Source organism: Pseudoroseicyclus aestuarii (genome assembly GCF_003217255.1).
Lineage (GTDB): Bacteria > Pseudomonadota > Alphaproteobacteria > Rhodobacterales > Rhodobacteraceae > Pseudoroseicyclus > Pseudoroseicyclus aestuarii.
Genome location: NZ_QJTE01000005.1, coordinates 89597 through 110821, shown reverse-complemented (window position 1 = coordinate 110821; position 21225 = coordinate 89597). Strand labels below are relative to the sequence as shown.

Annotated in this window: 13 protein-coding genes and 1 pseudogene; 7 read left to right on the top strand and 7 right to left on the bottom strand. The window is 67.2% G+C overall.

Annotated elements, in window-relative coordinates:
- The 3 genes from DFP88_RS14075 to DFP88_RS14025 form a co-directional block, all read right to left on the bottom strand.
- Positions 1–793, bottom strand: a 793-nt coding sequence (locus tag DFP88_RS14075; RefSeq protein WP_146227514.1) for a calcium-binding protein, incomplete at its 3' end; no start/stop codon positions are given.
- A gap of 145 nt (positions 794–938) precedes the next feature.
- Entirely contained in the window at positions 939–4166 is a 3228-nt protein-coding gene (locus DFP88_RS16905) for a calcium-binding protein (protein WP_146227513.1), read from the bottom strand.
- Between the two features lie 175 nt (positions 4167–4341).
- Entirely contained in the window at positions 4342–5136 is a 795-nt protein-coding gene (locus DFP88_RS14025) for an ABC transporter permease (protein WP_110815338.1), read from the bottom strand.
- A gap of 200 nt (positions 5137–5336) precedes the next feature.
- Here DFP88_RS14025 and DFP88_RS14020 point away from each other — a divergent pair, with 200 nt between their 5' ends.
- The gene (locus DFP88_RS14020) at positions 5337–6635 is read left to right on the top strand and encodes a KpsE/RkpR family capsule polysaccharide export protein (RefSeq protein WP_245904828.1); all 1299 of its coding nucleotides are present in this window, start codon (positions 5337–5339) and stop codon (positions 6633–6635) included.
- A 25-nt stretch (positions 6636–6660) separates the two neighbouring features.
- Positions 6661–7338, top strand: a complete 678-nt coding sequence (locus DFP88_RS14015; protein ID WP_110815337.1) for an ABC transporter ATP-binding protein — start codon at positions 6661–6663, stop codon at positions 7336–7338.
- Between the two features lie 141 nt (positions 7339–7479).
- Here the strand turns inward: DFP88_RS14015 and DFP88_RS14010 are convergent, their stop codons facing one another.
- Together DFP88_RS14010 and DFP88_RS14005 are read right to left on the bottom strand one after the other, a co-directional pair.
- Positions 7480–8475, bottom strand: a complete 996-nt coding sequence (locus DFP88_RS14010; RefSeq protein WP_110815336.1) for a ParB/RepB/Spo0J family partition protein — start codon at positions 8473–8475, stop codon at positions 7480–7482.
- Positions 8472–9671: an AAA family ATPase gene (locus DFP88_RS14005; protein WP_110815335.1), complete on the bottom strand. Its 1200-nt coding sequence runs from the start codon at positions 9669–9671 to the stop codon at positions 8472–8474. Before DFP88_RS14005 ends, DFP88_RS14010 begins: the two co-directional genes overlap by 4 nt.
- 316 nt (positions 9672–9987) lie before the next feature.
- Between DFP88_RS14005 and DFP88_RS17370 the strand changes: the two genes are divergently transcribed.
- The 3 genes from DFP88_RS17370 (at position 9988) to DFP88_RS13990 (ending at position 13224) form a co-directional block, all read left to right on the top strand.
- Positions 9988–10482, top strand: a complete 495-nt coding sequence (locus tag DFP88_RS17370; RefSeq protein WP_110815334.1) for a hypothetical protein — start codon at positions 9988–9990, stop codon at positions 10480–10482.
- 336 nt (positions 10483–10818) lie between these two features.
- Positions 10819–12432, top strand: coding sequence for a VPLPA-CTERM-specific exosortase XrtD (xrtD, locus tag DFP88_RS13995; protein WP_110815333.1), 1614 nt, complete (start codon positions 10819–10821; stop codon positions 12430–12432).
- 63 nt (positions 12433–12495) lie between these two features.
- Positions 12496–13224, top strand: a complete 729-nt coding sequence (locus DFP88_RS13990; protein ID WP_245904827.1) for a rhomboid family intramembrane serine protease — start codon at positions 12496–12498, stop codon at positions 13222–13224.
- Here the strand turns inward: DFP88_RS13990 and DFP88_RS13985 are convergent.
- Positions 13194–14390 carry a glycosyltransferase family 4 protein gene (locus tag DFP88_RS13985; protein WP_110815332.1) on the bottom strand — a complete coding sequence of 399 codons (1197 nt, stop codon included), beginning with the start codon at positions 14388–14390 and terminating at the stop codon, positions 13194–13196. The genes DFP88_RS13990 and DFP88_RS13985 overlap by 31 nt on opposite strands.
- 378 nt (positions 14391–14768) lie before the next feature.
- On the opposite strand from DFP88_RS13985, the gene DFP88_RS13980 reads away from it, so the two are divergent.
- Positions 14769–16106: an HlyD family type I secretion periplasmic adaptor subunit gene (locus DFP88_RS13980; RefSeq protein WP_110815331.1), complete on the top strand. Its 1338-nt coding sequence runs from the start codon at positions 14769–14771 to the stop codon at positions 16104–16106.
- Between the two features lie 1060 nt (positions 16107–17166).
- Positions 17167–17418, top strand: a pseudogene (locus DFP88_RS13975) (hypothetical protein); the annotation flags it as partial.
- A gap of 253 nt (positions 17419–17671) precedes the next feature.
- Here the strand turns inward: DFP88_RS13975 and DFP88_RS13970 are convergent.
- On the bottom strand, positions 17672–21124 hold the full coding sequence (locus tag DFP88_RS13970) for a LamG-like jellyroll fold domain-containing protein (protein WP_181418658.1): 3453 nt from the start codon (positions 21122–21124) through the stop codon (positions 17672–17674).
- Between the last annotated feature and the right edge of the window lie 101 nt (positions 21125–21225).

The window sequence follows — 21225 nt, the reverse complement described above, 5'->3', positions numbered from 1 at the left end:
GCACGTCGGCGCCCTCGTTCCCTACCACCGTGTCGGCGCCGAAGCCGCCGGCGATGACATCGGCGCCGGCCCCGCCGTAGAGCAGGTCGTTGCCGAAGCCGCCGTCGATCCGGTCGTCCCCGTCGCCGCCGTAGACCACGTCGCGCAGGTCGGCCACCGTGGCGCCGCCGGTGATCACGTCGTTGCCGTCCCCGCCCGAGATCGTGTCGGCCCCGTCCCCGCCCGAGAGCGTGTCGTCGCCGCCGAGGCCGATCAGGCGGTCGTTGCCCCCCGTGCCGCGAAGATCGTCCGCGGCCTCGGTGCCGGTCCGGTCGGCGGGCACGACCGGGTCCGGCAGGAAGCTTGCACCGGGTATGGACGCGATGTCGAGCGACAGATCCTCTGCGGTCGCGACCTGCGGGTCGAGCCTGAAAAGGGCATTCAGGTCGGCCGCCGTGCTCAAGGCGACCGGCAGGGGATCGCCGCCGACATGGAAGATTGCCTCCATGTTATCGCGGTCAGGGTCGAGCAGCAGAACGGTCGAACTCGTGCCGTCCTCGAACTGCAGGTCCCAGAAATAGGCGTCGAGCGACAAGGGCGCCACGGCGGCGCCGTCGAGGCGAAGGACATCCGGCAGGTTCGTCAGCGTGACGTTGCCATCGTAGTCATCCACCCCGCCGCTGACACGGAAATCCAGGGTGTCTATGGGGCCGTCGTAGCTGACGTAGAGCGTGACCGGCTTCGCGTCGATGAACGGGCCGCCGTCGATATCGCTGGAGATGCCCCAGGTCCCGGTCAGGGAGAAAGTCGTCATGGTCTATCCTTGTAGAAGTGCTCTACCTTAAGGATAGTTATGAACAGTATTCTAAATCAAGAGGTTGTTGAAGGACTTAGCGGTTTTGCCCTCCACGAGATGGGATCGACTGCCCCGGTAAGAGAGCAGTCGATCCTTTTGGGGATCAGGCGGTCAGGTCGTAGTCCTGACCGTTCAGGCGCAGGGTGATCTCCTCCTGCGCGGCGCCGTCGACCAAGGCCCAGAGGATCTCGCCCGTGGCACGGTCGATGACGAAGGCTTCCGCGGTGCCCGCTGCCCCGGCATTGGCGGTCTCGGCGTAGTTCACCTGGAAGCGCGAGAGATTGGCCGTGCCGCCGTATTCGAGCACGTCGCCCTCCCGCGCGTCGTAGTCTTGGATCCAGTCGTTGCCGTGGTCGCGCACCCCGAGGTGAAAAAAGCGGTCGCCCCCTGCCCCACCGTTCAGCCGGTCCGATCCGAAGCCGCCGTTCAAGAAGTCGAAGCCGTCGTTGCCGAAGAGCTCGTCGCCGAAGGCGCCGCCGGTCAGCGTGTCCGCGCCCTCGTTGCCGATCACCGTGTCGGCGCCGAAGCCGCCCTCGACTGTGTCGTTGCCGGTGCCGCCCTGCAGCAGGTCGTTGCCCCAGCTGCCGTCGATGTAATCGTCGCCGGCCTCGCCGTAGATGGTGTCGCGCAGATCCGAGGCGACGTCCCCGCCATAGAGCCGGTCGTTGCCGGTACCGCCGGTCAGGATGTCGCTGCCGCCGCCGCCATAGACCACATCGGCCCCGGCCTCGCCCGCCAGGCGGTCATCGCCGCCCAGCCCGCTGAGGATGTCGTTGCCGCCGGCCCCCGAGAGGTTGTCGGCCATGGCGTCGCGGCCGGTCAGGCTGTCGTCGCCGGCAGAGCGAGTGACCGAGCGGGCGCTGCCGCGCTGGCCAATGTTGTCGAGCATGGTCGCCAGCGACCAGACCGTGCCATCGGCGAATTCGAACTCTTCTACGGCATTGGCGCCGGCGCTCATGCCGCCGTTGACCACCAGAACGTCGCCGGTGCCGACGAAGTTGATCCCCAGCCCGTAGCCGGCATCGGTGATGCGCGCGTTCTCGGCCATGTAGTTGCGGAACACCACGCGGTCGGTGCCACCGCCCTGGTCGAAGACCATGTCGAAGGCGGCATCGGCAGTGAAGACGTAGCGATCGTTGCCGGCGCCGCCGATCAGCGTGTCGCTGCCGCCGCCGCCCATCAGCGTATCGGCCGCGCCGAAGCCGTAGAGCACGTCGTCGCCGCTGCCGCCCGCCAAAGTGTCGCCATGATCGCCGGCATGGACCACCTCGATGCCGGCGAGGCGGTCGGTGCCGCCCAGCCCGTCCGTCGCCGTGCCGGCGGCCAAGTCGACGAAGATGCCCTGGGCGGCGGTGCGGTAGCGGATCATGTCCTGGCCAGCGCCGCCGTTCAGCAGGTCCGATCCGGCATCGCCCAGCAGCTGATCATCGCCGCTGCCGCCGTAGAGCACGTCGTTACCCGCGCCGCCGACCAGAATATCGTCGCCGCCGCGGCCGACCAGTTCGTCCGTGCCGGCCAGGCCGAAGAGGCGGTTGCCGCCTTCGGTTCCGGCGAGGCGGTCGCCGAAGGCGGAGCCATGTGCCCGCTCGATGTCGACCAAGCGGTCGGTGCTGCCGAAGCCGTCCTGCGCCGTGCCCCCGGCGAGATCGACCACCACCCGCGCGGCGGAATTGGCGTAGCGCACCAGGTCGGAGCCGGCGCCGCCGTCGATCAGGTCGGCGCCCGCCTCGCCCCAGAGCTCGTCGTCGCCGCCGCCGCCGTAGAGCCTGTCGGCGCCAGTGCCGCCCAGCATCAGGTCGTTGCCCTCCTGGCCAGCCAGAAGGTCGTTGCCGGCGTAGCCGGTCAGTCGGTTGGCCGCGGCGCTGCCGGTGATCTCGTCCGCCTTGTCGGTTCCGTAGGCATCCTCGATCGAGACCAGCCTGTCGGTGCCGCCGTAACCGTCGGTGGCGCTGCCGGCGCCGAGGTTCACGGTGACCCCCGCGGTGCCGCCACGCAGGTAGTCCTCGCCGTAAAAGACGGCGTCAACGCCACCTCGCCCGTCGATCAGGTCGTCGCCGTCCAGGCCCCAGAAGAAGTTGGTGCCGGCCGTGCCGTAGAGCGTGTCGGCCAAGTCGGTGGCACGGATGTCGTCGATGTTGCGCAGCGTGTCGGTGCCGCCGAAGCTGTCGCGCCCGACGCCGCTGGCCAGGTCCACCACCACGCCTTGGGTGCCGTAGACCCGCTCTCCGGTCACCGGGTTGACCGAGCCGTTCCAGACCTCGTCATCGTAGACGATGGTGTCGTGCTGGCCGCCGCCGCCGTCGATGGTGTCGTTTCCTTGGTTGCCGACGAACCATTCGAGGTAGTCGTGCCGGGTGTTGCCGCCGACCAGCGTGTCGTCATAGGCCGACCCGCCGACCTCGAGGAAGTGGTTCGCTTGCGTGAAGTCGAGGCGCATGTTGGCTGAGGTGGCGATGCCGGTGGCGAGATTGACGTTCACCGCCTCGTTCAGCTCGAAGACCAGGTGATGGGCATAGCGGCTGCCGGCGGCGCCGCTGCCGGTGACGGTCTTGCTACCGGTGCCGTCGATCACCACGGTGTCGCGCGCGTCCTGGGCGGTGGTCCCGATGACGATCCGATCGTTGCCCGAGCCGGTGAAGATCAGGTTGCTGCCGTCGCGCCCGTCGAGGTAATCGCCGCCGCCGCCGCCAAAGAGCTGGTCAGTATTGCCCGTGTTGGTGCCCAGCAGCACGTCGCCGCGCTCGGAGCCGCGGACGTATTCGATACCGTAGAGCGTGTCGGTGCCGCCCCAGCTGTCGGTGGCGGTGTTGTTCATCAGATCGACGCGCACGCCGTTCGGCCCGCTGTCGAAGTTGTAGGTCGCGAGGTCGAGGCCGGCGCCGCCGATCAGCGTGTCGTTGCCCTGGTCGCCCACGAGCTTGTCGTCGCCAGCGCGGCCGTCGATCCGGTCGTTGCCGCCGCGCCCGAAGATGAAGTCCCCGCCGTTGCTGCCCAGGACAGTATCGCCGCGATCGGTGCCGCGGATCTCTTCGATCGAGACAAGGGTATCGGTATTGCCGAAGCTGTCGATGACTTGGTTCGTGGTCATATCGGCATAGATGCCGCCTGGCCCGTTCTCCAAGTAATACAGCGCCTCGTCGTAGCCGGCGCCGCCGTCGAGGTAGTCGGCACCCTGCCCGCCGATGAAGAGATCGACCCCCGGCCCGCCGAACAGCCGATCGTTGCCGCCGTGCCCGCTGAGCGTGTCGTTGCCGCCCCCGCCGTAGATGGTATCCGGCCCGTTCGAGCCGTTGAGCAAGTTACCGTTGGCGTCGCCCGAGATATTGGCCATGACTCACCTCTTCTTGGTCGGCCTCACCCTCGCGAGAGAAGCTGAACACATCGTTACACTGCCCCCGGAATGCCCGGTTGCGCCCTTTGGATCAGAGGTGGTGGTCCATCGCGGCAATCCTGTGGCCGTAATGGGGACTGTCGCAGATCTGTCGAAAGCGTGATGCCCCCTAGGGTTACGCGCCCTCGTCGAGGATCTTCTTGTGGTAGCGATAGAGCAGCAGCACCCCGAAGAAGGCCAGCACTCCCGAGACCAAGAAGACGTAGGTGGGGGAGGCGTAGACTGCGTCGTAGCTGGGATAGAAACCGGCCCGCAGTTCCATGATGGCATGGGCAACCGGATTGAGCAGCAAGTAGAAGCGCAGCGTCTCCGGCAGGTAGTCGATTACGAAGAAGATGCCCGAGATGATGAAGAGCGGCCGGTTCAGCACCGCCCAGATCTGCGGCCAGAGCGGCACCATGCCGATCAGATAACAATCGACCATGCCGAAGCCGGCGCTGAAGACAACCAGCATGGCAAAGCCGCTCATCAGCTTGGGAAAGTCGAGCGTCACGTCGGCGCCGGTGCCGATGACCAGCGCCGCCAGCACGATGATGAAGACCAGCCCTTGGGTCAGCACGTTCAGTATTAGCCGCGCCAGCAGCGCGTCCATCCAGCTGACGGTGGGATAGGCCAGCAGCGGCTTAGAGAAGCGCAGGGCGGTGCCGATCTTGTTGGTCAGATCCTGGTACATCATCAGCGGCAGCACACCAGTGGCGTAGAACAGCGCGAAGCTGGTGCCGAGCGGCGGCTTGCGCAGCAGGAAGGTGAAGACGAAGGCCATAATGGCGATCGCACCGATCGGCTGCAAAAAGGCCCAGAGATAGCCGCCGGGGGTGCGACCATAGGCGGTGGACATCTCGCGCAGGACCAGCGCGAAGATCGCGCGGCCGGCGGTGAAGCGGGGCCTGGGGCTGGACAGTGCTGGCACGGGGGACGGGGTCTCTTTGCATGGCCGGCGGGATCGGACGAAGGGCCGCGGGCCCCGCGCCGGCTCCCGCTTCACAGGCGGGCGCCTTTGATCTATCTAGCGGAATGTTTTCGGCGTGACGAGGGACCCGCGCCACGCAGAAGGCCGGCCCCTCGGGGCTGCACCACGAGGCCCCCAGAGGCTGCAGGAAGGCCCAAGCTTTGCAAAACCCCACTCCGATCAAACCCGTTCCCGCCGCTCCCGCGACCGCGGCGCCCGCCGGCGCTCCGCAGCAGCCCGCCCAAGGGCCGAAGACCGCACCCGGCCAGAGCGGCGCGGGACAGGGTGGAGCGGGGCAGGGACCCCAGGCCGGCGGCCCGGCCCAGGCACCGAAGGCGGCCAGCCTGGCCCGGCCCAAGACGCGGCACTACGGCCTTGCCGCCAGCTTCCTGCTGATGGTCCTGCTGCCGCTGGCCGGGGTGATCTACTACCTTTATGCCGTGGCGGCGGATCAATATGTCTCGCGCGTGGGCTTTGCCGTCCGCTCCGAGGAGATCCGGAGTGCGCAGGACCTGCTCGGCGGCCTCTCGAGCAGCCTCGCCGGCTCCAGCTCCTCGGATACCAACATCCTCTACGAGTTCATCCAGAGCCAGGATCTGGTCCAGCAGATCGACGAGGACCTCGATCTAGAGGCGATCTTCTCGCGGCCCGAGTTCGACCCGGTCTTTGCCTACCGGCCCACGGGCGACATCGAGGACCTGGTCAGCTACTGGCAGAAGATGGTGAAGGTGCATTACGACAGCAGCTCGGGCCTGATCGAGCTGCAGACCCATGCCTTCCGCCCCGAGGACGCGCTTGCGATCTCGGAGACGATCATGGCCCGCTCCACCGTCATGATCAACAACCTCTCGGCTATCGCCCGCGAGGACGCGACGCGCTACGCCCTCGAGGAGCTGGAGGAGGCGGTGGAGCGGCTGAAGACCGCGCGCGAGGCAATCACCCGCTTCCGCTCGGAGACGAGGATCGTCGATCCGGAGGCCGACGTGCAGGGGCAGATGGGCCTTCTCAACAGTCTCGAGGGGCAGCTCGCCGAGGCGCAGATCGAGCGCAGCCTTCTGAGCGAGACCGTCACGGACAGCGATCCGCGGATGGATCAGGCCGACCGGCGGATCGCGGTGATCGAGGGCATGATCGAGAGCGAGCGGGCCAAGTTCGGTATCGGCGGCGAGAGCGGCCCCGACGGCCAGGACTATTCGACCCTCGTAGGCGAGTTCGAGCGCCTGACAGTTGATCGCCGCTACGCCGAGGAGACCTATATCGCGGCCCAGGCGACGCTCGATTCCGCTCGTGCCGAGGCGCAGCGGCAAAGCCGCTACCTCGCGGTCTATGCCAGCCCGACCCTGCCGCAGAGCGCGCGCTACCCGCAGCGCGAACTGCTGACGCTGGAGATCGGTCTCTTCCTGCTGCTGGGCTGGGCGGTCATGGTGCTGATCTACTACAGCCTCAGGGACCGCCGCTGAGGCGGCCGGCCAAGGCCATCGTGTCATGATCCAGCTGCGCAACCTGTCCAAGACCTACCGCCTGAACGGCGTAACCAAGGTCGTCGCCAAGAACATTGATTTCACCTTTCCCACCGGCGAATGCGTGGCCCTGATCGGCCGCAACGGCGCGGGCAAGTCCTCGATGCTGAAGATGATCGCCGGCACCATGGATCCCGACCGGGGCGAGATCGTCTCGGACGGGCGCATCTCCTTCCCGGTCGGTTTCGCCGGCAGCTTCCACCCTGACCTGACCGGAGCGCAAAACGCCAAGTTCGTCGCGCGAGTCTACGGCGTCGACACCCAGGAGATGCTGGAGTTCGCCAATGGCTTCGCCCGCCTGGGCGAGCACTTCCACCTGCCGGTACGGACCTATTCCTCGGGCATGCGCTCGCGCCTGGCCTTCGCGATCTCGATGGCGATTCCCTTCGACACCTATCTGATCGATGAGGTGACGGTGGCGGGCGACGCCTCCTTCCAGCACCGCAGCGAGGTGCTGCTGCAGGAGCGGCTGGGCCAGAGCGGCGCGATCATCGTCTCGCATGCGATGCAGTTGCTGAAGCGGCTCTGCACCTCGGGTGTGGTGCTCGATCAGGGGCGCTTCTTCTACTACGCGCGGATCGAGCGGGCGATCGAACATCACGAGCACCTGATGCGCAACCAGCTTCCGCCCTGGATGCGGTAGCGCCGCCTTGCCTCGGGAACCGTAAATTACCAATTGGCAATTTCCGGCCACTACAAGCCGCGGCAGCAGGTCAGGCCGCCGGGCCAAGAGTGGAAATTGCCAATTGGCAAGACTCTGCGCCGGCCCCGGCGCAGAGTCTGATCAGGCCTTGTCAGACCCGCTTTCAGGGTCGAACTGCGCCGCGACAAAGGCGGCCAGGGCCGCCTCGGCCTCGGGACGCGACAGCCCGCCCGGCATCTCGATCACGTAGCCGCGGCCCTTGCGGCGCACGCTGACGCCGCGCCCCTCCGCGCCGTAGTGCCGCAGGGCAGGCACCGAGGGCGTGACCCCGGCCGACTTCAACCGCCGCATCACCGCCGCGGCCTCGAGGCCGGCGCCCTCCCGCTGCTCCTGCGCCAGGGCCGCGGCCTCCTCCAGGATCGCCGCGCGGCGCGCCGGATCGGCGAGCAGCGGCTTGAGCGTGCGGGCATGCAGCTCGCGCAGGTCGTGCGGGCTGGCGAAGGCGGCGCGGACTTCGGCCGGCAGGCGGGCGAGGGCGAGAAAGCGCGACAGCCAGGCCTCCGAGACCTCGAGCCGCTGCGCCATCGTCTTCTGCTTGCCGCCGTAATAGAGTTCGATCGCCTCGGCGTAGTCCCGCGCGCGCTCGAAGTCCGACAGGTCGGCCCGCTCCCGGTTCTCGAGATCGGAAAGGCGAAAGGCTTCCTCGTCGGTCAGGTCGCGCACCTCCACGAGGTAGCGGAACTGGGTATAGGTATTGGCGCGCAGCCAGGAGACGGCGAAGTGCCGCCGCGCGCCGCAGATCACCTCGTAGGCGTGATCCTCGCCCTTCAGGCGGCGGACCACGGCGGGAAACTCCTGCCGGCCCTGGGCCAGCATGCCGTCGATCAGGTCGCGGCAGCTTTCCTCGGTTAGGGCCGCGTAGTCGCGGTTGTGCCGCTCCCACATCCGGCACTCGGCGGGGTCGACCCAGTGCAGCAGCTTCTCCTCGCGGGTGCCGGCCATCCGCTCTCCCAGGGCGTGGCTGCGCTTGAGAAAGCGGGTGCCGCCGCGGGCTTGCTCGGCCTCGGCAGGGGCGGCGGGCTGGTCCAGCCCTGAAAGGACATCGTCGAAGACGGCGTCGTGCTTGCGCGAACTCATAGCAGGCCCTCCTTGCGCAGCGCATCGTAGTGACTGGGCCAGGTCTTGCGGATCAGCAGCTCGACCTCGCGCCCCACCGCATCCAGATAGGCCCGGCAGCGGCGATGAGTCTCGCTCCGCGTCGCCGGGCCGGTCAGCTCGTAAACCGTGCGCAGGTTCGCGGTGGCGTTGTCGATCTCGGCCGAATCCTTGAGCACGGCCTGCATCAGCTCGGCGGGGTAGACCGCTTGCATCATCCGGTGGATTGCCTGATGCGCCGATTTTGACTCGTTCATCTTGGTCACCAGAATCTTCACGAAGGCATAGTCCCGCGCGCCGCCCGCCCGCGCCAGCTCGTCGAGGGTCGAGGACATCATCCGCAGGAAGTGCACGGTCGAGCCGAAGTCGATGTTGTTGGGCGGCGCCGGGATCAGCAGCGCATCGGCCGCCCGCAGCACCGAGAGCGAGATCATCCCCAGCGCCGGGGGCGGGTCCATCAAGATCACGTCGAAGCGGTCGCGGATTGTGTCGATCCCCTCGCGCAGCCGGTCGAGGACGAAGGCGCTGTCGCGCGCCATCCGCGCCGCGAACTCGTATTCCGCATCGTAGAGCCCGAGGTTGGCGGGAATGAGCGAGATGTTCGGCCAGTAGGTCTGCCGCAGCGCATAGCCCAGGTCCTGTGGTCCGCCGTGCCGGAAGAAGGGATAGAGCGTGTCCTCCTCCTCCTCGACGTCGACATCCGGGTTCAGCCCGAAGACCGAGGTGGTCGAGGCTTGGCTGTCGCAGTCGATGACGCAGACCCTGTAGCCCCGGAGCGCGAGGTACTGCGCCAGGTGGCAGGTCAGGGTGGACTTGCCGACCCCGCCCTTGAAGGACTGGATCGACAGCACCAGCGCCCGCTCGTTCTCGGCCCGGCCGGGCAGGGTGCCGAAGACCGCGCGCATGTGGTTCACCTCGGCCAGGGAATAGCCGGCGCGGCGGCCGCTCTCGGGATTGGTCGCCGGCTCGGGCAGGCGGCCCGCGGCCTCGGCCTCGCGGATCAACTTCTCGCTGCGGCCCACCATCTCGGCGGCGGTGCGCACGTTGAAGCGCAGGTCCAGCGTCTTGCCGGTCTCGCGGCCGAAGACGCGGTCGCGCAGGCGCCCGATCACCGCGGCAGAGCGATCGGCCAGCCTTTCGAAATCCTGCATCGTCACCGGGAGAAGAACCGTCTCCATAACTCTCGCCTTTGCTGCCTCGGCGCCAGCATGATCCTGAACGGCGATACTCACAAGTCGCGTTTTTTGCCTTCACCTGCGAAAAAACGCGACTTTGAGAGGGGCAGCTGCGGCCCGCGTTTTGAAGGGCCAGGAAAAGCGGCACTGCCGAAACCTTGGGCATATCGGCTGCAGCCCTGCTCGATTGCCGCGCCGCAGCAGAATAATCGCCCGCGCGGAAACCGAAGCGCTCACGCCCCGTTGATGACACGTCCAAGCCCTGTTAAGGACACGACAACGACACAAACCGCAATCCCCGACCAAGATCGGAGACTACATGTCCCTTACCAAGTTTGCCGCGGCTTCGGCCCTGGCCCTCGGTCTCGCCGCCGGCCCCGCCTCCGCAGCCACCCTCGGCTTCATCTGGGATAAAACTCCCTACTCCGCCGTTGCCTCCTTCTCGCTCGAGGACGACTTCGACCTCTACCTCGACAGTTACCAGAGCGCGAGCGCGAGCGAGCGGTCCGGCTACTACCTGCGCCGCACCGATGAGGTCGCACATTACGGCGATACCGACGCCTGCACGGCCGCCGGCGATAACTTCGTGGACGGCTGCTACTTCCTGTCGGCCAGCACTGCGGATAACACCCTGCTGCTGAGCGGCCTCGCAGCCGGCGACTATGAGCTGGGCTTCTACGAGAGCGCCCGGCCGGCCAGCGGCACCGTCACCTTCAGCACGGTCTCGCTCGCCGCGGTTCCGCTGCCCGCCGGCGGCGCGCTGCTGCTCGGCGCCCTGGGCGCCCTCGGCCTGCGCCGCCGTCGCCGCGCCTGAGCCTGACGTCCGGGCCTGATCATCAGGCCGGACAATCGGGGCCGTCCCTTGCGGGGCGGCCCCTTTTTCATGGCCGGTCGGGCGCCGGGCCTCGGGACGAAGCGAGGCAGGGCGGGGCAGGGCAGGAACAGGGCGGCGCCTGCACAATCCCTTCCGCGGCGCGGTCATTCGACCCCTCTGCGATCCAATGGCGCGGTAACGCCATTTTTTAGCCCCATTCCCCCGCGCGGCCTTTATAGCTGGTCGCAATCAGACCAGGGCCCGCCACGTGCACCCTCCGACACCAGACAAGACCGCGCCCCTGCCGGGGACGCGGCCCGCCGTAGAGAGTATGTGATGTCCTTCGTTTCGACCTCCGACCGCCGGGACCGGCGCCTGAGCCTGGGCGGGCTGACGCTCGATCCTGTTGGCTTCGGCTGGTTCCTGGTCCTGGTGATCTCGGCGGTGCCGGTCTTCTGGCTGGGATTCGAGGCGCTAGCCCGGGCCTGGATCACGCCCGAGTACAGCCACGGGCCGCTGATTCCGCTGATCTCCCTCTACCTCTTCATCCGCGAGCTGCGGCAGGGCCCGCAGGATCCGGTGGGCCCCGGCGTCGATCGCCGGGCCGGCATCGCGGTGATCCTCGGCGCGCTGCTCATCGGCATCTTCGGCAACCTGGTGAAGATCCCCGATCTCGTCACCTATGCCTTCATCATCTGGGTCGGCGGCGTGGTGCTGACCGGCTTCGGCTGGGAGCGGGGGCGGATGCACCAGCTGCCGGTGCTGCACCTCGTCTTCATGCTGCCGCTGCCGCAGTTCCTCTACTGGAAGCTGACGATCTTTTTGCAGCTGGTCTCCTCGAACATCGGGGTCTGGTTCGTCGACCTGGCCGGGATCCCGGTCTTTCTCGAAGGCAACGTGATCGACCTCGGGGTCTACAAGCTGCAGGTCGCCGAGGCCTGCTCGGGCCTGCGCTACCTCTTCCCGATCCTGTCCTTCTCCTATCTCTTCGCGATCCTCTACCGTGGCCCCTTCTGGCACAAGGCGGTGCTGTTCCTGGCGGCCGCACCGCTGACGGTGCTGATGAACTCCTTCCGGATCGGGATGATCGCGATCCTGGTGAACTCCTACGGCATCGGCCAGGCAGAGGGCTTTTTGCACTTCTTCGAGGGCTGGGTGATCTTCGGCTCCTGCATCGCCATCCTGTTCCTGATGGCGGTGCTGCTGCAGCGGCTGACCCCCTCGCCGCTGACCCTGGCCGAGACCATCGACATCGACTTCAAGGGCTTCGGGCCGCAGATGATGCGGCTGGGGCGGATCGCCGCCTCGCGCGGGCTGATCATCGCCGCCGCGGCCTCGCTGGTGCTGGTGACGCTCTGGATCGCCGTGCCCCGCCCCGAGCCCGAGCCGGTGGAGCGCGACAGCTTCACCCTCTTCCCGCGCGATCTGGGCCCCTGGTCCGGGATCATGCAGGACCTCGACCCTTCGGTGGTGCAGGTGCTGAACGCCAGCGACTACGTCAACGCCACCTACATGGCCCCCGGCGAGGCGGCGCCGGTGAACTTCTTCTCGGCCTTCTATCGCTCGCAGACCGACGGGGCCGGCATCCATTCGCCCGAGGTCTGCCTGCCGGTCGGCGGCTGGGAGGTCTCGGCGATCGAGCAGGAGCAGGTCTCGCTCCCGGACACGGTCTACGGCAGCTTCAAGGTCAACCGCGCGGTGATCGAGAAGGGGCTGACCCGCCAGCTGGTCTACTACTGGTTCGAGCAGCGCGGCCAGCGCATGACCTCGGACTACGCGGCCAAGGCCAGCGTGGTCTGGGACGGGCTGACCCGCGGGCGCAGCGACGGCGCGCTGGTGCGCTTCGTCACGCCGATCGCCGAGGGCGAGAGCATCGCCTCGGCCGAGGCGCGCATGCAGCGCCTGATGGGCGACCTGCTGCCGCGCCTGCCGCGCTTCATCCCCGAGTAGAGCGGGCAGGGGGCGGCGGGGCGAAGGCTTGATCCTGCGCACGGCTGCGCCCAAGAGGGTCTCGTGCAGTCAGCCTCGCCCCCCCCGGATCCGGCCCCGGATCGACAGCCCTCGCGCCGCGGCGCCTGGCCGGTGCTCGTGCTGGCCCTGGGGATCATTTTGCCCGAGATGCTGCTCTGGGGCGCGGATGCGGGACTCTGGGGTTCGATGCTCTGGCGGCAGCGGGCCTATCAGTACGGGGCCTTCTGGGCCGGCCTGCTGCACAACTGGCGCGCGAACTACGCGCTGCAACCTATCGCCATGTTCTTCAGCTATGCCTTCCTGCACGGCGGGCCGGCGCATCTGCTGGGCAATCTCGGGGCGCTGGCCTGGCTGGGCCCGCCGCTGGCGGCGCGGCTGGGGCCGCGGCGCTTCGCCGGGCTCTGGCTGGCCGGTGCGCTCGGCGGCGCCGCGGTCTTCGGGCTGCTGTCGCGCTCGGCCGCGCCGATGGTCGGCGCCTCGGGCGCGCTCTTCGGGCTGGCCGGGGCCTGGGCGGCGCTGGACTGGCGCGCGCGGCACAGCGCGGATCCGCGCGGCGCGGCGCGGCGCGCCGCCCTCATCGCCGCCGGGCTGTTGGCGCTGAACCTTCTGGGCTGGCTGATGGAGGATGGCGTGCTGGCCTGGCAGACCCACCTGGGCGGGGCGCTGGCCGGGGCAGGGGTGGCGCTCTGGATGCGCCCCCCGGGCCCCGGTCAGGCCAGCCCCGGTCAGCCCAATTCCGGTCAGCGCAGCTTCGAGAAGATCCGCTCGTAGGCCGCGATCAGCCGCGGCGCCGAATGGGTCCAGGACAGATTGTCGAGCACCCGCGCCCGGCCGAGGCGGCCCATCTCGGCCCGCTGCTCGGGCGCGTCGATCAGCGCCGCCATCTGCGCCGCGAAATCCTTCGGGTCGTTGGCCCTGGCATAGAGCCCGGCCTCGCCGGCAGAGGCGCGCCCCTCCTTGAGGTCGAACTGCACCGAGGCTTTCTCGAGCGTCATGTATTCCATGATCTTGTTCATGGTGGAGATGTCGTTCATCGCGTTCTTCGGATCGGGCGCGACGCCGATGTCGATCCGGTTCAGCACCGCCAGCAGGTCCTCGTTGTAGAGCGGGCCGTGGAAGGTGAACCAGGGATCCAGCCCGCGGGCCGTGACATCGGCCCTGACCGTGTCGAGATGCGGGCCGAAGCCGACGATGTCGAAATGCACATGGCGCCGGTCCAGCCGCTGGACCAGGTGCTCGGCCGCCTCGACCAGAAGGTCCATCCCCTCCTGCTGGCCGATCACCCCGACGTAGCCGAAGCGCAGCGGATCATCCTCGGGCCGCTCGACCTGCGCGGGGACGAACTTGTCCACCCGCGGGGCGGAGCGGACCACGAAGACATCCTCGGGGGCCATCTTGCCGCGGCGGATCGCGATCTCGCGGAAGCTCTCGTTGGTGGCGATCGAGACATCGGCCAGCGCGAAGGTCATCCGCTCGAAGAGGCGCATCGCGCGGTAGAGAAGCCCGCGCTTGCCGAACTTGGCCTCGAAGAGCTCGGGGCAGACGTCGTGGTGATCGAAGAGGTAGCGCACACCCCTCAGCCGCCAGGGCAGGGCGACGAGGAACAGCAGATCCGGCGGGTTGCAGCCATGGATCACCTGGAAGCCGCGCTCGGCCCGGACCTTGCGGCTGAGGCGCATCATGTGGATCAGGGCGCCGCCCCATTCGCGGGCATAGGCCAGCGCGCCCGAATGTGCCTCGGGCGGCTCGGGGAAGCGGTAGATATGCACGCCCTCGATCTCCTCGTAGGGCGCGTCCCAGCCGCGGCCCGTCGGGCAGATCACCGAGACCTCGTAGCCGGCCTCGGTCAGGCTCGTCGCCTCGAGCCAGACCCGGCGGTCGAGCGGGACGGGCAGGTTCTCGACCAGGATCAGCACCTGGCGGGGTGTTTGGGACATCGGGCCCGCTCCTTGGGAGGCATCGTTCGGCCAAGGCCTTAGACAAACGGGGCGGGAAATTCCACGCCTGACGGGGCGGGGCCGCCCCTTTCCCCGCGGCCCTGGTGCCGCGCTGCGTCCCGCGCGGGCGGCGCGCAGGGAGGATGCCTGCCCTTCGGGCAGGCGGGATGCCGCGAAAAAACGGCGCATTGCGGCCAATCTCTTGCCAGAGAGGTTGCGTAGATACGATCAGTCCGCCGTGGTTAACGGGGATTTTGCCTGCGATGCCCTAGAAGGGCGCAGGCCCCCCGGCCCGCCGCCCTTCCCACGAGGTTCCATCATGATGCCGATCCTCTGCCTCTTCTCCCGCCGCGCGGCCTCCCTGCCGGAGGCCCTGGCATGAGCGGCGCGGCCCTCGCGCAGGAGCGGGGACAGGGCGAGACGCCGCGCCTCGACCTGCGGCGCCCGGTGCTGCTGGGCCTTCTGGCGCTGGCGCTGCTGGCGCTCTGCCTGGGCGGCTGGGCCGCGACCACCGTGATCGGCGGCGCCGTCGTCTCGCAGGGGCAGATCGTGGTCGAGGGGCGGGCCAAGGTCGTGCAGCATCCCGACGGCGGCACCATCGCCACGATCGCGGTCGAGAACGGCGACCGGGTCGAGGCGGGGCAGGTGCTGCTGGGCCTCGATCCCGCTCTGATCGCCCTCAACCTCGAGATCGCGCGCACCCGGATCTCCGCCGCGCTGGCCCTGAAGGCCCGGCTGCTGGCCGAGCAGGCCGGCCTCGAGACGGTGGATTTCTCGGCCGTCGCCCCGCCCGAGGCGCTGCCCGGCCAGCCGCTCGAGCGGGAGGCCGAGCAGGCGCCGCAGCGCACGATCTTCGAGGCCCGCGCCGAGACGCAGGCCGGCCGGCGCGAGCGCCTGGTCGAGACGCAGGACCGGATCGCCCGGCAGATCGAGGGGGCCGAGGCGCAGATCGAGGCCCTGGGGGCGCAGATCTCCCTGATCGATCCGCAGATCGCGGCGCAGCAGGGCCTTCTCGACCAGGGGCTGACGCGCAGCAGCGAGCTGATCCAGCTGCGCAGCAGCCGCGCCGACCTGACCGGCCAGCGCGCGGCGCTGATGTCCCGGATCGCCGAGCTGGAGACCACCCAGCGCGATGCCGCGCTCGAGGTGCAGCAGGCCGAGCGCAGCCGCCGCGAGGACGTCGCGGACGAGCTGAGCCAGGTCACCGCCACGATCGAGGAGCTGGCGCTCGAGATCGCCACCCGCCAGGGAGAGATGGACCGACTGGAGGTGCGCGCCCCCGTCGCCGGCGTCGTGCACGAGATGCAGGTCGGCACCCTCGGCGGCGTGGTCGCCCCCGGCGAGACGCTGATGGAGATCGTGCCGCAGGACGAGGGGCTGGAGATCGAGATCCGGGTCGATCCCGCCTCCATCGACCAGGTCCACCCCGGCCAGGAGGCCGAGATCGTGCTGAGCGGGCTGGACCGGCAGACGACGCCGAAGCTGACGGGCCATGTCCGCACCATATCGGCCTCGACCGTGCCGGACGAGCGGACGGGCCGCGCCTTCTACCGCGTCGACCTTGCGGTCGCGCCGGAAGAACTCGCGCGGCTGGACCGCGCCGTGCTGGTGCCGGGCATGCCGGTCGAGACCTACCTCGCCACCGGCGAGCGCAGCGTGCTGTCCTACCTGCTGCAGCCGATCACCACCCACCTCGACCACGCCTTCCGCGAATAGGGCGGTACGCAGGCAGCGTGCAGGGGCGTCGTCGATGGAATGACGGGGCCTGGATCCCGGATCGCCGTTTTGCACGCGGCCCGAGACATGGCGCAGGAAGGCCCCCGAGGATGGAGACCTTCATCGCAGCTGCGTCTCTCGCGGCATATCCGGCGATGCTACGGCAAGCCCATGTCCCCGGGCCACCTCTCTCCTCTGCAGGGCCCGCCCTGGGAGAGGCAAAGGCACTATCGTCCTGGGTTTCTGGCGTTAAAAAGCCTCGAAAAGTCTAGGCATTCGCGTGATTATCAGCGTCATTGTGAGGCAGGCGAGACAACGTTGACCATTGTGCTTCCGGCATCGTGTCACAACAGTAACGGCACCTTGGGGATCGGGCGCGAATGACTAATAGCATAAGAGCAAATTTCCGGACGTCTGCTTTGGCGGCTGCGACGTTTTCCTTGACGGCGTGCCAGACGGCAGCTCCAGGAGGAATCAATTTTAATGGTTTTAATGGACAGTCCGTTTCAAGTGATGACTGCAATGTCAGTTCTATTGTAAACGAATACTATTCAGCCGGACGGCATAATACCGTCGAACCACGCTTCCCACGAAGTTTCGACGAACGTCTCTATGGCTTTATTGTCTACAGCCCAGACGAAAAGGAAAGATACCGGGCCAGATACCAGGCGCCAATGGAGAGCCTGTTGAAATACGTCATATCACATCAACGGTATGAGCACTCGCCAGGATGCTCTTCCGAATTGACCGTGAGGCTTGGGATCGTTGACTATGAACAAGTTTTGAGTGCGAGATCAGCGACGCGGCTGTGCGTAAGGGTACATGACACCTCCCTTGATAAGGAAAATGTTGCCACGCAGTCCTGCACTGACCTGAACACTCTTGAAAATACCATCGTAGTTTCGCTGGGCAGCTGAATGGCGTTTTTGCAGAACTCTGACTTCTGACGTTTGACCTGCCACGGGAACTTTCCTCCACTGCCGATGAGAGTCCGGCCCAACTTGAGGACGGGCAATGAAGCGCACGAGATTCACGGAAGAGCAGGTCATCAGATTCTGGGCGAGCACGGCGTGCTCCGGACACGGAGTTGCGCAGCCGACTGCGGGACTTGGCGAATGAGCGTCGGCGGTTCGGCTAACGGCGGCTATTCGTGCTGCTGCGGCGCGAGGGCGAGCCTTCCGGCACCAACCGGATCTATCGGCTCTACCGCAAGGATGGAGGAGGATCAGAAAACGGTCCGGGGATCGGTTTTCCGACGACGCTGACAGTGCGCAAGCGAAAGGGCAGGCGCAAGGTTATCGGGGCGCGAGCCTCGACCGCGCGGGACGGAGCGGCACCCGTCACCCTTGGCCGGCCGAAGCAGGACAAGGCGGTGTGCCTCGGCGCTTGAACAGCGGGCAGGAACGGCATGACGGCCGTGGCATCAGCGCCCCGGGATGGCCGAGCCGGGGGCAAGGCGGCCCGGGGCCGATCTCACTTCATCGTCGCGGCGCGGCAGCCCGGATCCGGGCGGGCAGTCCCCCGCCCCCGGGAAAAGGGGCGGGGAGCCGTATTCGCGGCGGGGGTCAGCCCAGCTGGCCCTCCTCGCTCAGCAGGCCGGTCGAGAAGCTGTCGATCACCTCCTCCGGCAGCAGCAGCGCCTCGGCTAGCGGGGCGGCCTGCGCCGCCAGTCCGTCCCGGGCCTCCCAGGCCTCAAGAATCGGGGTCTCCTGCACCGTCTCGCGGACCGTCAGGTCATCGACCGTGCCCTGCAGGCTCTCGTGCCAGGAATTGCCGATCACCAGGTGCTGCTCGTTGTTCCCGTCGAGCACGCCGCTAGCCTCCAGCTCGGCCTCGAGCCGGCCATCGACATAGAGCTTCAGCCCCTCGCCACCCTCGCGCCCGTCATAGCTGACGGTGATCCGGTGCCAGTCGCTGTCGGAAACCAGCCCGTCCCGGGTGCTGACGCTGTAGTGCTTATCCTCCGGAGTCATGGTGAACTTCAGCGCGCCATCCTCGGTGATCTGCGCGCGCAGCGACTTGTGCATGTGCAGGAAGGTGCCCGCCTCGCCGCCCTCGTCGCGCTTGAGCGAGAGGTCGATGGTGAAGGTCTCCATCGACTGCAGCTGGTCGTTGAAGCGGTCCACCTTCACCTTGGTGCCGCCGTCGAGGTGAAAGCCTTCGCCGGATCGACCCTCGGCCCCTGCTCCGACCATGTCGGGCACCAGAGCCGACGCATAGAGGCTGCTGTCCGCCACGCCGTCATCGAAATCGATGTCGAGCAGGAGGGACGGATCGTCGCTTTGCGGTTGGTCGGCCTGCTCCTCATCCGCCTCGGCACCGGGAGGAGTACCGCTGATCTTCAGCTCATCGACCGTGCCCTGCAGGCTGTCATTCCAGGAATTGCCGATCACCAGGTGCTGCTCGTTGTTCCCGTCGAGCACGCCGCTGGCCTCCAGCTCGGCCTCGAGCCGGCCGTCGACATAGAGCTTCAGCCCCTCGCCGCCCTCGCGCCCATCATAGCTGACGGTGATCCGGTGCCAGTCGCTGTCCGAAACCAGCCCGTCCCGGGTGCTGACGCTGTAGTGCCTGTCTTCGGGGGTCATGGTGAACTTCAGCGCGCCGTCCTCGGTGATCTGCGCGCGCAGCGACTTGTGCATGTGCAGGAAGGTGCCCGCCTCGCCGCCCTCGTCGCGCTTGAGCGAGAGGTCGATGATGAAGGTTTCCATCGACTGCAGCTGGTCGTTGAAGCGGTCGGCCTTCACTTTGGTCTCGCCGTCGAGGTGCAGGCCCTCGCCGGCCAGGCCTTCGATCAAAGCGGCCTCACCCTGCACCTTCATCTTGGACTCATAGGGACTCGCATCGAGGATCCCGTCGTCGAAGCCGAGGGCCAACAGCATGGCATCGGCATCCGGATCCGGCGCCTCAGGCTCGGGCTCGGGCCGGGGCAGGGGCCCATCAACATGGGTTCCTTCTCCGTGCTCGAGGGGAGGCAGGCCGATGTCGGTGTCGTTTGCACTGTCATCGGGAACGCCATTGGCCTCGCGCCGGATCGTCAGGTCGTCGACCGTGCCCTGCAGGCTGTCATTCCAGGAGTTGCCGATCACCAGGTGCTGCTTGCTGTTGCCGTCGAGCACGCCGCTGGCCTCCAGCTCGGCCTCGAGCCGGCCGTCGACATAGAGCTTCAACCCCTCGCCGCCCTCGGTGCCGTCGTAGCTGACGGTGATCCGGTGCCAGTCGCTGTCCGAAACCAGCCCGTCCCGGGTGCTGACGCTGTAGTGCTTGCCCTCCGGGGTCATGGTGAACTTCAGTGCGCCGTCCGCGGTGATGCTGGCACCGAGAGACTTGTACATGTGCAGGAAGGTGCCCGCCTCGCCGCCCTCGTCGCGCTTGAGCGAAAGGTCGATGGTGAAGGTCTCCATCGACTGCAGCTGGTCGTTGAAGCGGTCCACCTTCACCTTGGTGTCGCCGTCGAGGTGAAAGCCTTCGCCGGTCACCCCATCGACAGCAGTGTGCGCACCCTGCGTATCCAGCTTGGAGGCGTAGATGCTGTCATCCACGACGCCGCCGTCGAAGTCGATGTCCAGAAGGATATTCGGCTCGACATGGGTCTTTCGCGTGATGCTGCGGCTGCCCTCGTTCGTCATGACGACGAGGGTGACGTCGTATTCCCCTGCCTTCGCAAAGGTACGGGTGACCTCGGAGCCGCGCAGGACCACGCCATCCTCGAAGATCCACTCGCACCGGGCCTGCCCCGACGCGAGCAGCCCGTCGGCATCATGGGACAGGCTGGTATAGGTGACTTCGGAGCCGCTGGTCGTCGCGCGCATCACGGCCGTCAGCTCGCCCTTGCTGCCCGGCTGCGTCACGCTCGATCCGTATCCAATCAGGCCGCTGTCGGAGAGCAGTGTCAGGTCGCGCAGGTCGAGTTGGCCGGATGCCAGAGCATTGACGAAGTTGCTGCCGACATAGCGGTCTCCGCTGGAAGCAGAGTAGCTGATCACGGCATTGTCGCCCAGCCTCACCCCTTCGGCGAGGATCTGGTCGGCAATATTGCCGCTGACGCTGGCATTGGCGACATCGTAGAGCTGGATCCGGGGCGCCGAGGATTTCGCGTCGCTGTCGGCGCTTTGGCGCATACCGGCATCGGAATCCCACAGCAGGGTATTGTCATGCACCTGCACGCCGTCGGTGTCGTAGACCGTCACCCCGTGCACATGGCCGTTGTAGATCGTGTTATCTTCGATCGTGATGTTCTTGTAGGCCGTGCCCGTGTCCTTCATCATCTCGTTCTTGATGAAGATGGTCTGCGTCGCCGCCCCGCCGGAGCTGTTGAACAGGTTGCCGCGGATGGTCAGGTTCTCGGTGTTCAGCGTGTTGTAGGGCGCCGACCAGACCTGGATCATGTCGTCGTGGTTGGCACTATGGGTCGAGCCGTAGAAGTTCTCGAACAGGTTGGCCTCGATGAGCGTGTCCTGGATACCCGACAGCCGCAGGCCGTCGCCGCTCATCTTGCTGAAGCTGTTGCCGGAGATCGACAGGCCGGTGCTGTCGATGACCGCGAGACCCTGGTGGAAGTTCGACACCTCGTTGTCGTCGAAGACGATGCCCGAGCTGTCGCGGACATAGCCCAGGCCCTGGCCGACGAAATCGCTGCTGGCATTGGTGCGCCCGGTATAGAATTCGTCTGTGCCGCTGACGAAGCGGTTGCCGCTGAAGCTGATTCCGGAGCTCTTGAGGACCTCAAGAACCTTCCCGTTGACCTCGACCTCGCTGCTGTCGAAGAGCAGGTTCTCGAAGGAGATATTCTGCGACTGCACGAGCTTGACCTGCTCGAAGACCGGGGGGTTGCCGGGATCCTCGGCCACGATCCGGATGCCGTCCCCCGCCTGGCCGCCCCTGTAGCTCACCAGGTTGTAGGCCTCTCCCGCGTTGGCGACACGGATCGTCCCGCCGGTGCCGGCGGAAAGTACCTTCAGGGCCTCGGAAAGTTCCGCGCTGTCATGAACGGTGATACTGGCTCCAGCGGCAGCGGTCATTAGCATCCTTCCTGTAAGATCACCGCCCCCGGTGGACGCGATCGCTTTCGATTTCGCTTACAATCAACCCTCTTCGGTCGGCACTGTAAGGGCGCCTTTGT

What these genes read in the sequence shown, in the direction of transcription:
- DFP88_RS16905 (WP_146227513.1), bottom strand. Translation starts at nt 4,166, where the DNA reads ATGGCCAATATCTCGGGCGACGCCAACGGTAACTTGCTCAACGGCTCG.
- DFP88_RS14015 (WP_110815337.1), top strand. Translation starts at nt 6,661, where the DNA reads ATGATCCAGCTGCGCAACCTGTCCAAGACCTACCGCCTGAACGGCGTA.
- DFP88_RS14010 (WP_110815336.1), bottom strand. Translation starts at nt 8,475, where the DNA reads ATGAGTTCGCGCAAGCACGACGCCGTCTTCGACGATGTCCTTTCAGGG.
- DFP88_RS14005 (WP_110815335.1), bottom strand. Translation starts at nt 9,671, where the DNA reads ATGGAGACGGTTCTTCTCCCGGTGACGATGCAGGATTTCGAAAGGCTG.
- DFP88_RS17370 (WP_110815334.1), top strand. Translation starts at nt 9,988, where the DNA reads ATGTCCCTTACCAAGTTTGCCGCGGCTTCGGCCCTGGCCCTCGGTCTC.
- xrtD (WP_110815333.1), top strand. Translation starts at nt 10,819, where the DNA reads ATGTCCTTCGTTTCGACCTCCGACCGCCGGGACCGGCGCCTGAGCCTG.
- DFP88_RS13985 (WP_110815332.1), bottom strand. Translation starts at nt 14,390, where the DNA reads ATGTCCCAAACACCCCGCCAGGTGCTGATCCTGGTCGAGAACCTGCCC.
- DFP88_RS13980 (WP_110815331.1), top strand. Translation starts at nt 14,769, where the DNA reads ATGAGCGGCGCGGCCCTCGCGCAGGAGCGGGGACAGGGCGAGACGCCG.
- DFP88_RS13970 (WP_181418658.1), bottom strand. Translation starts at nt 21,124, where the DNA reads ATGACCGCTGCCGCTGGAGCCAGTATCACCGTTCATGACAGCGCGGAA.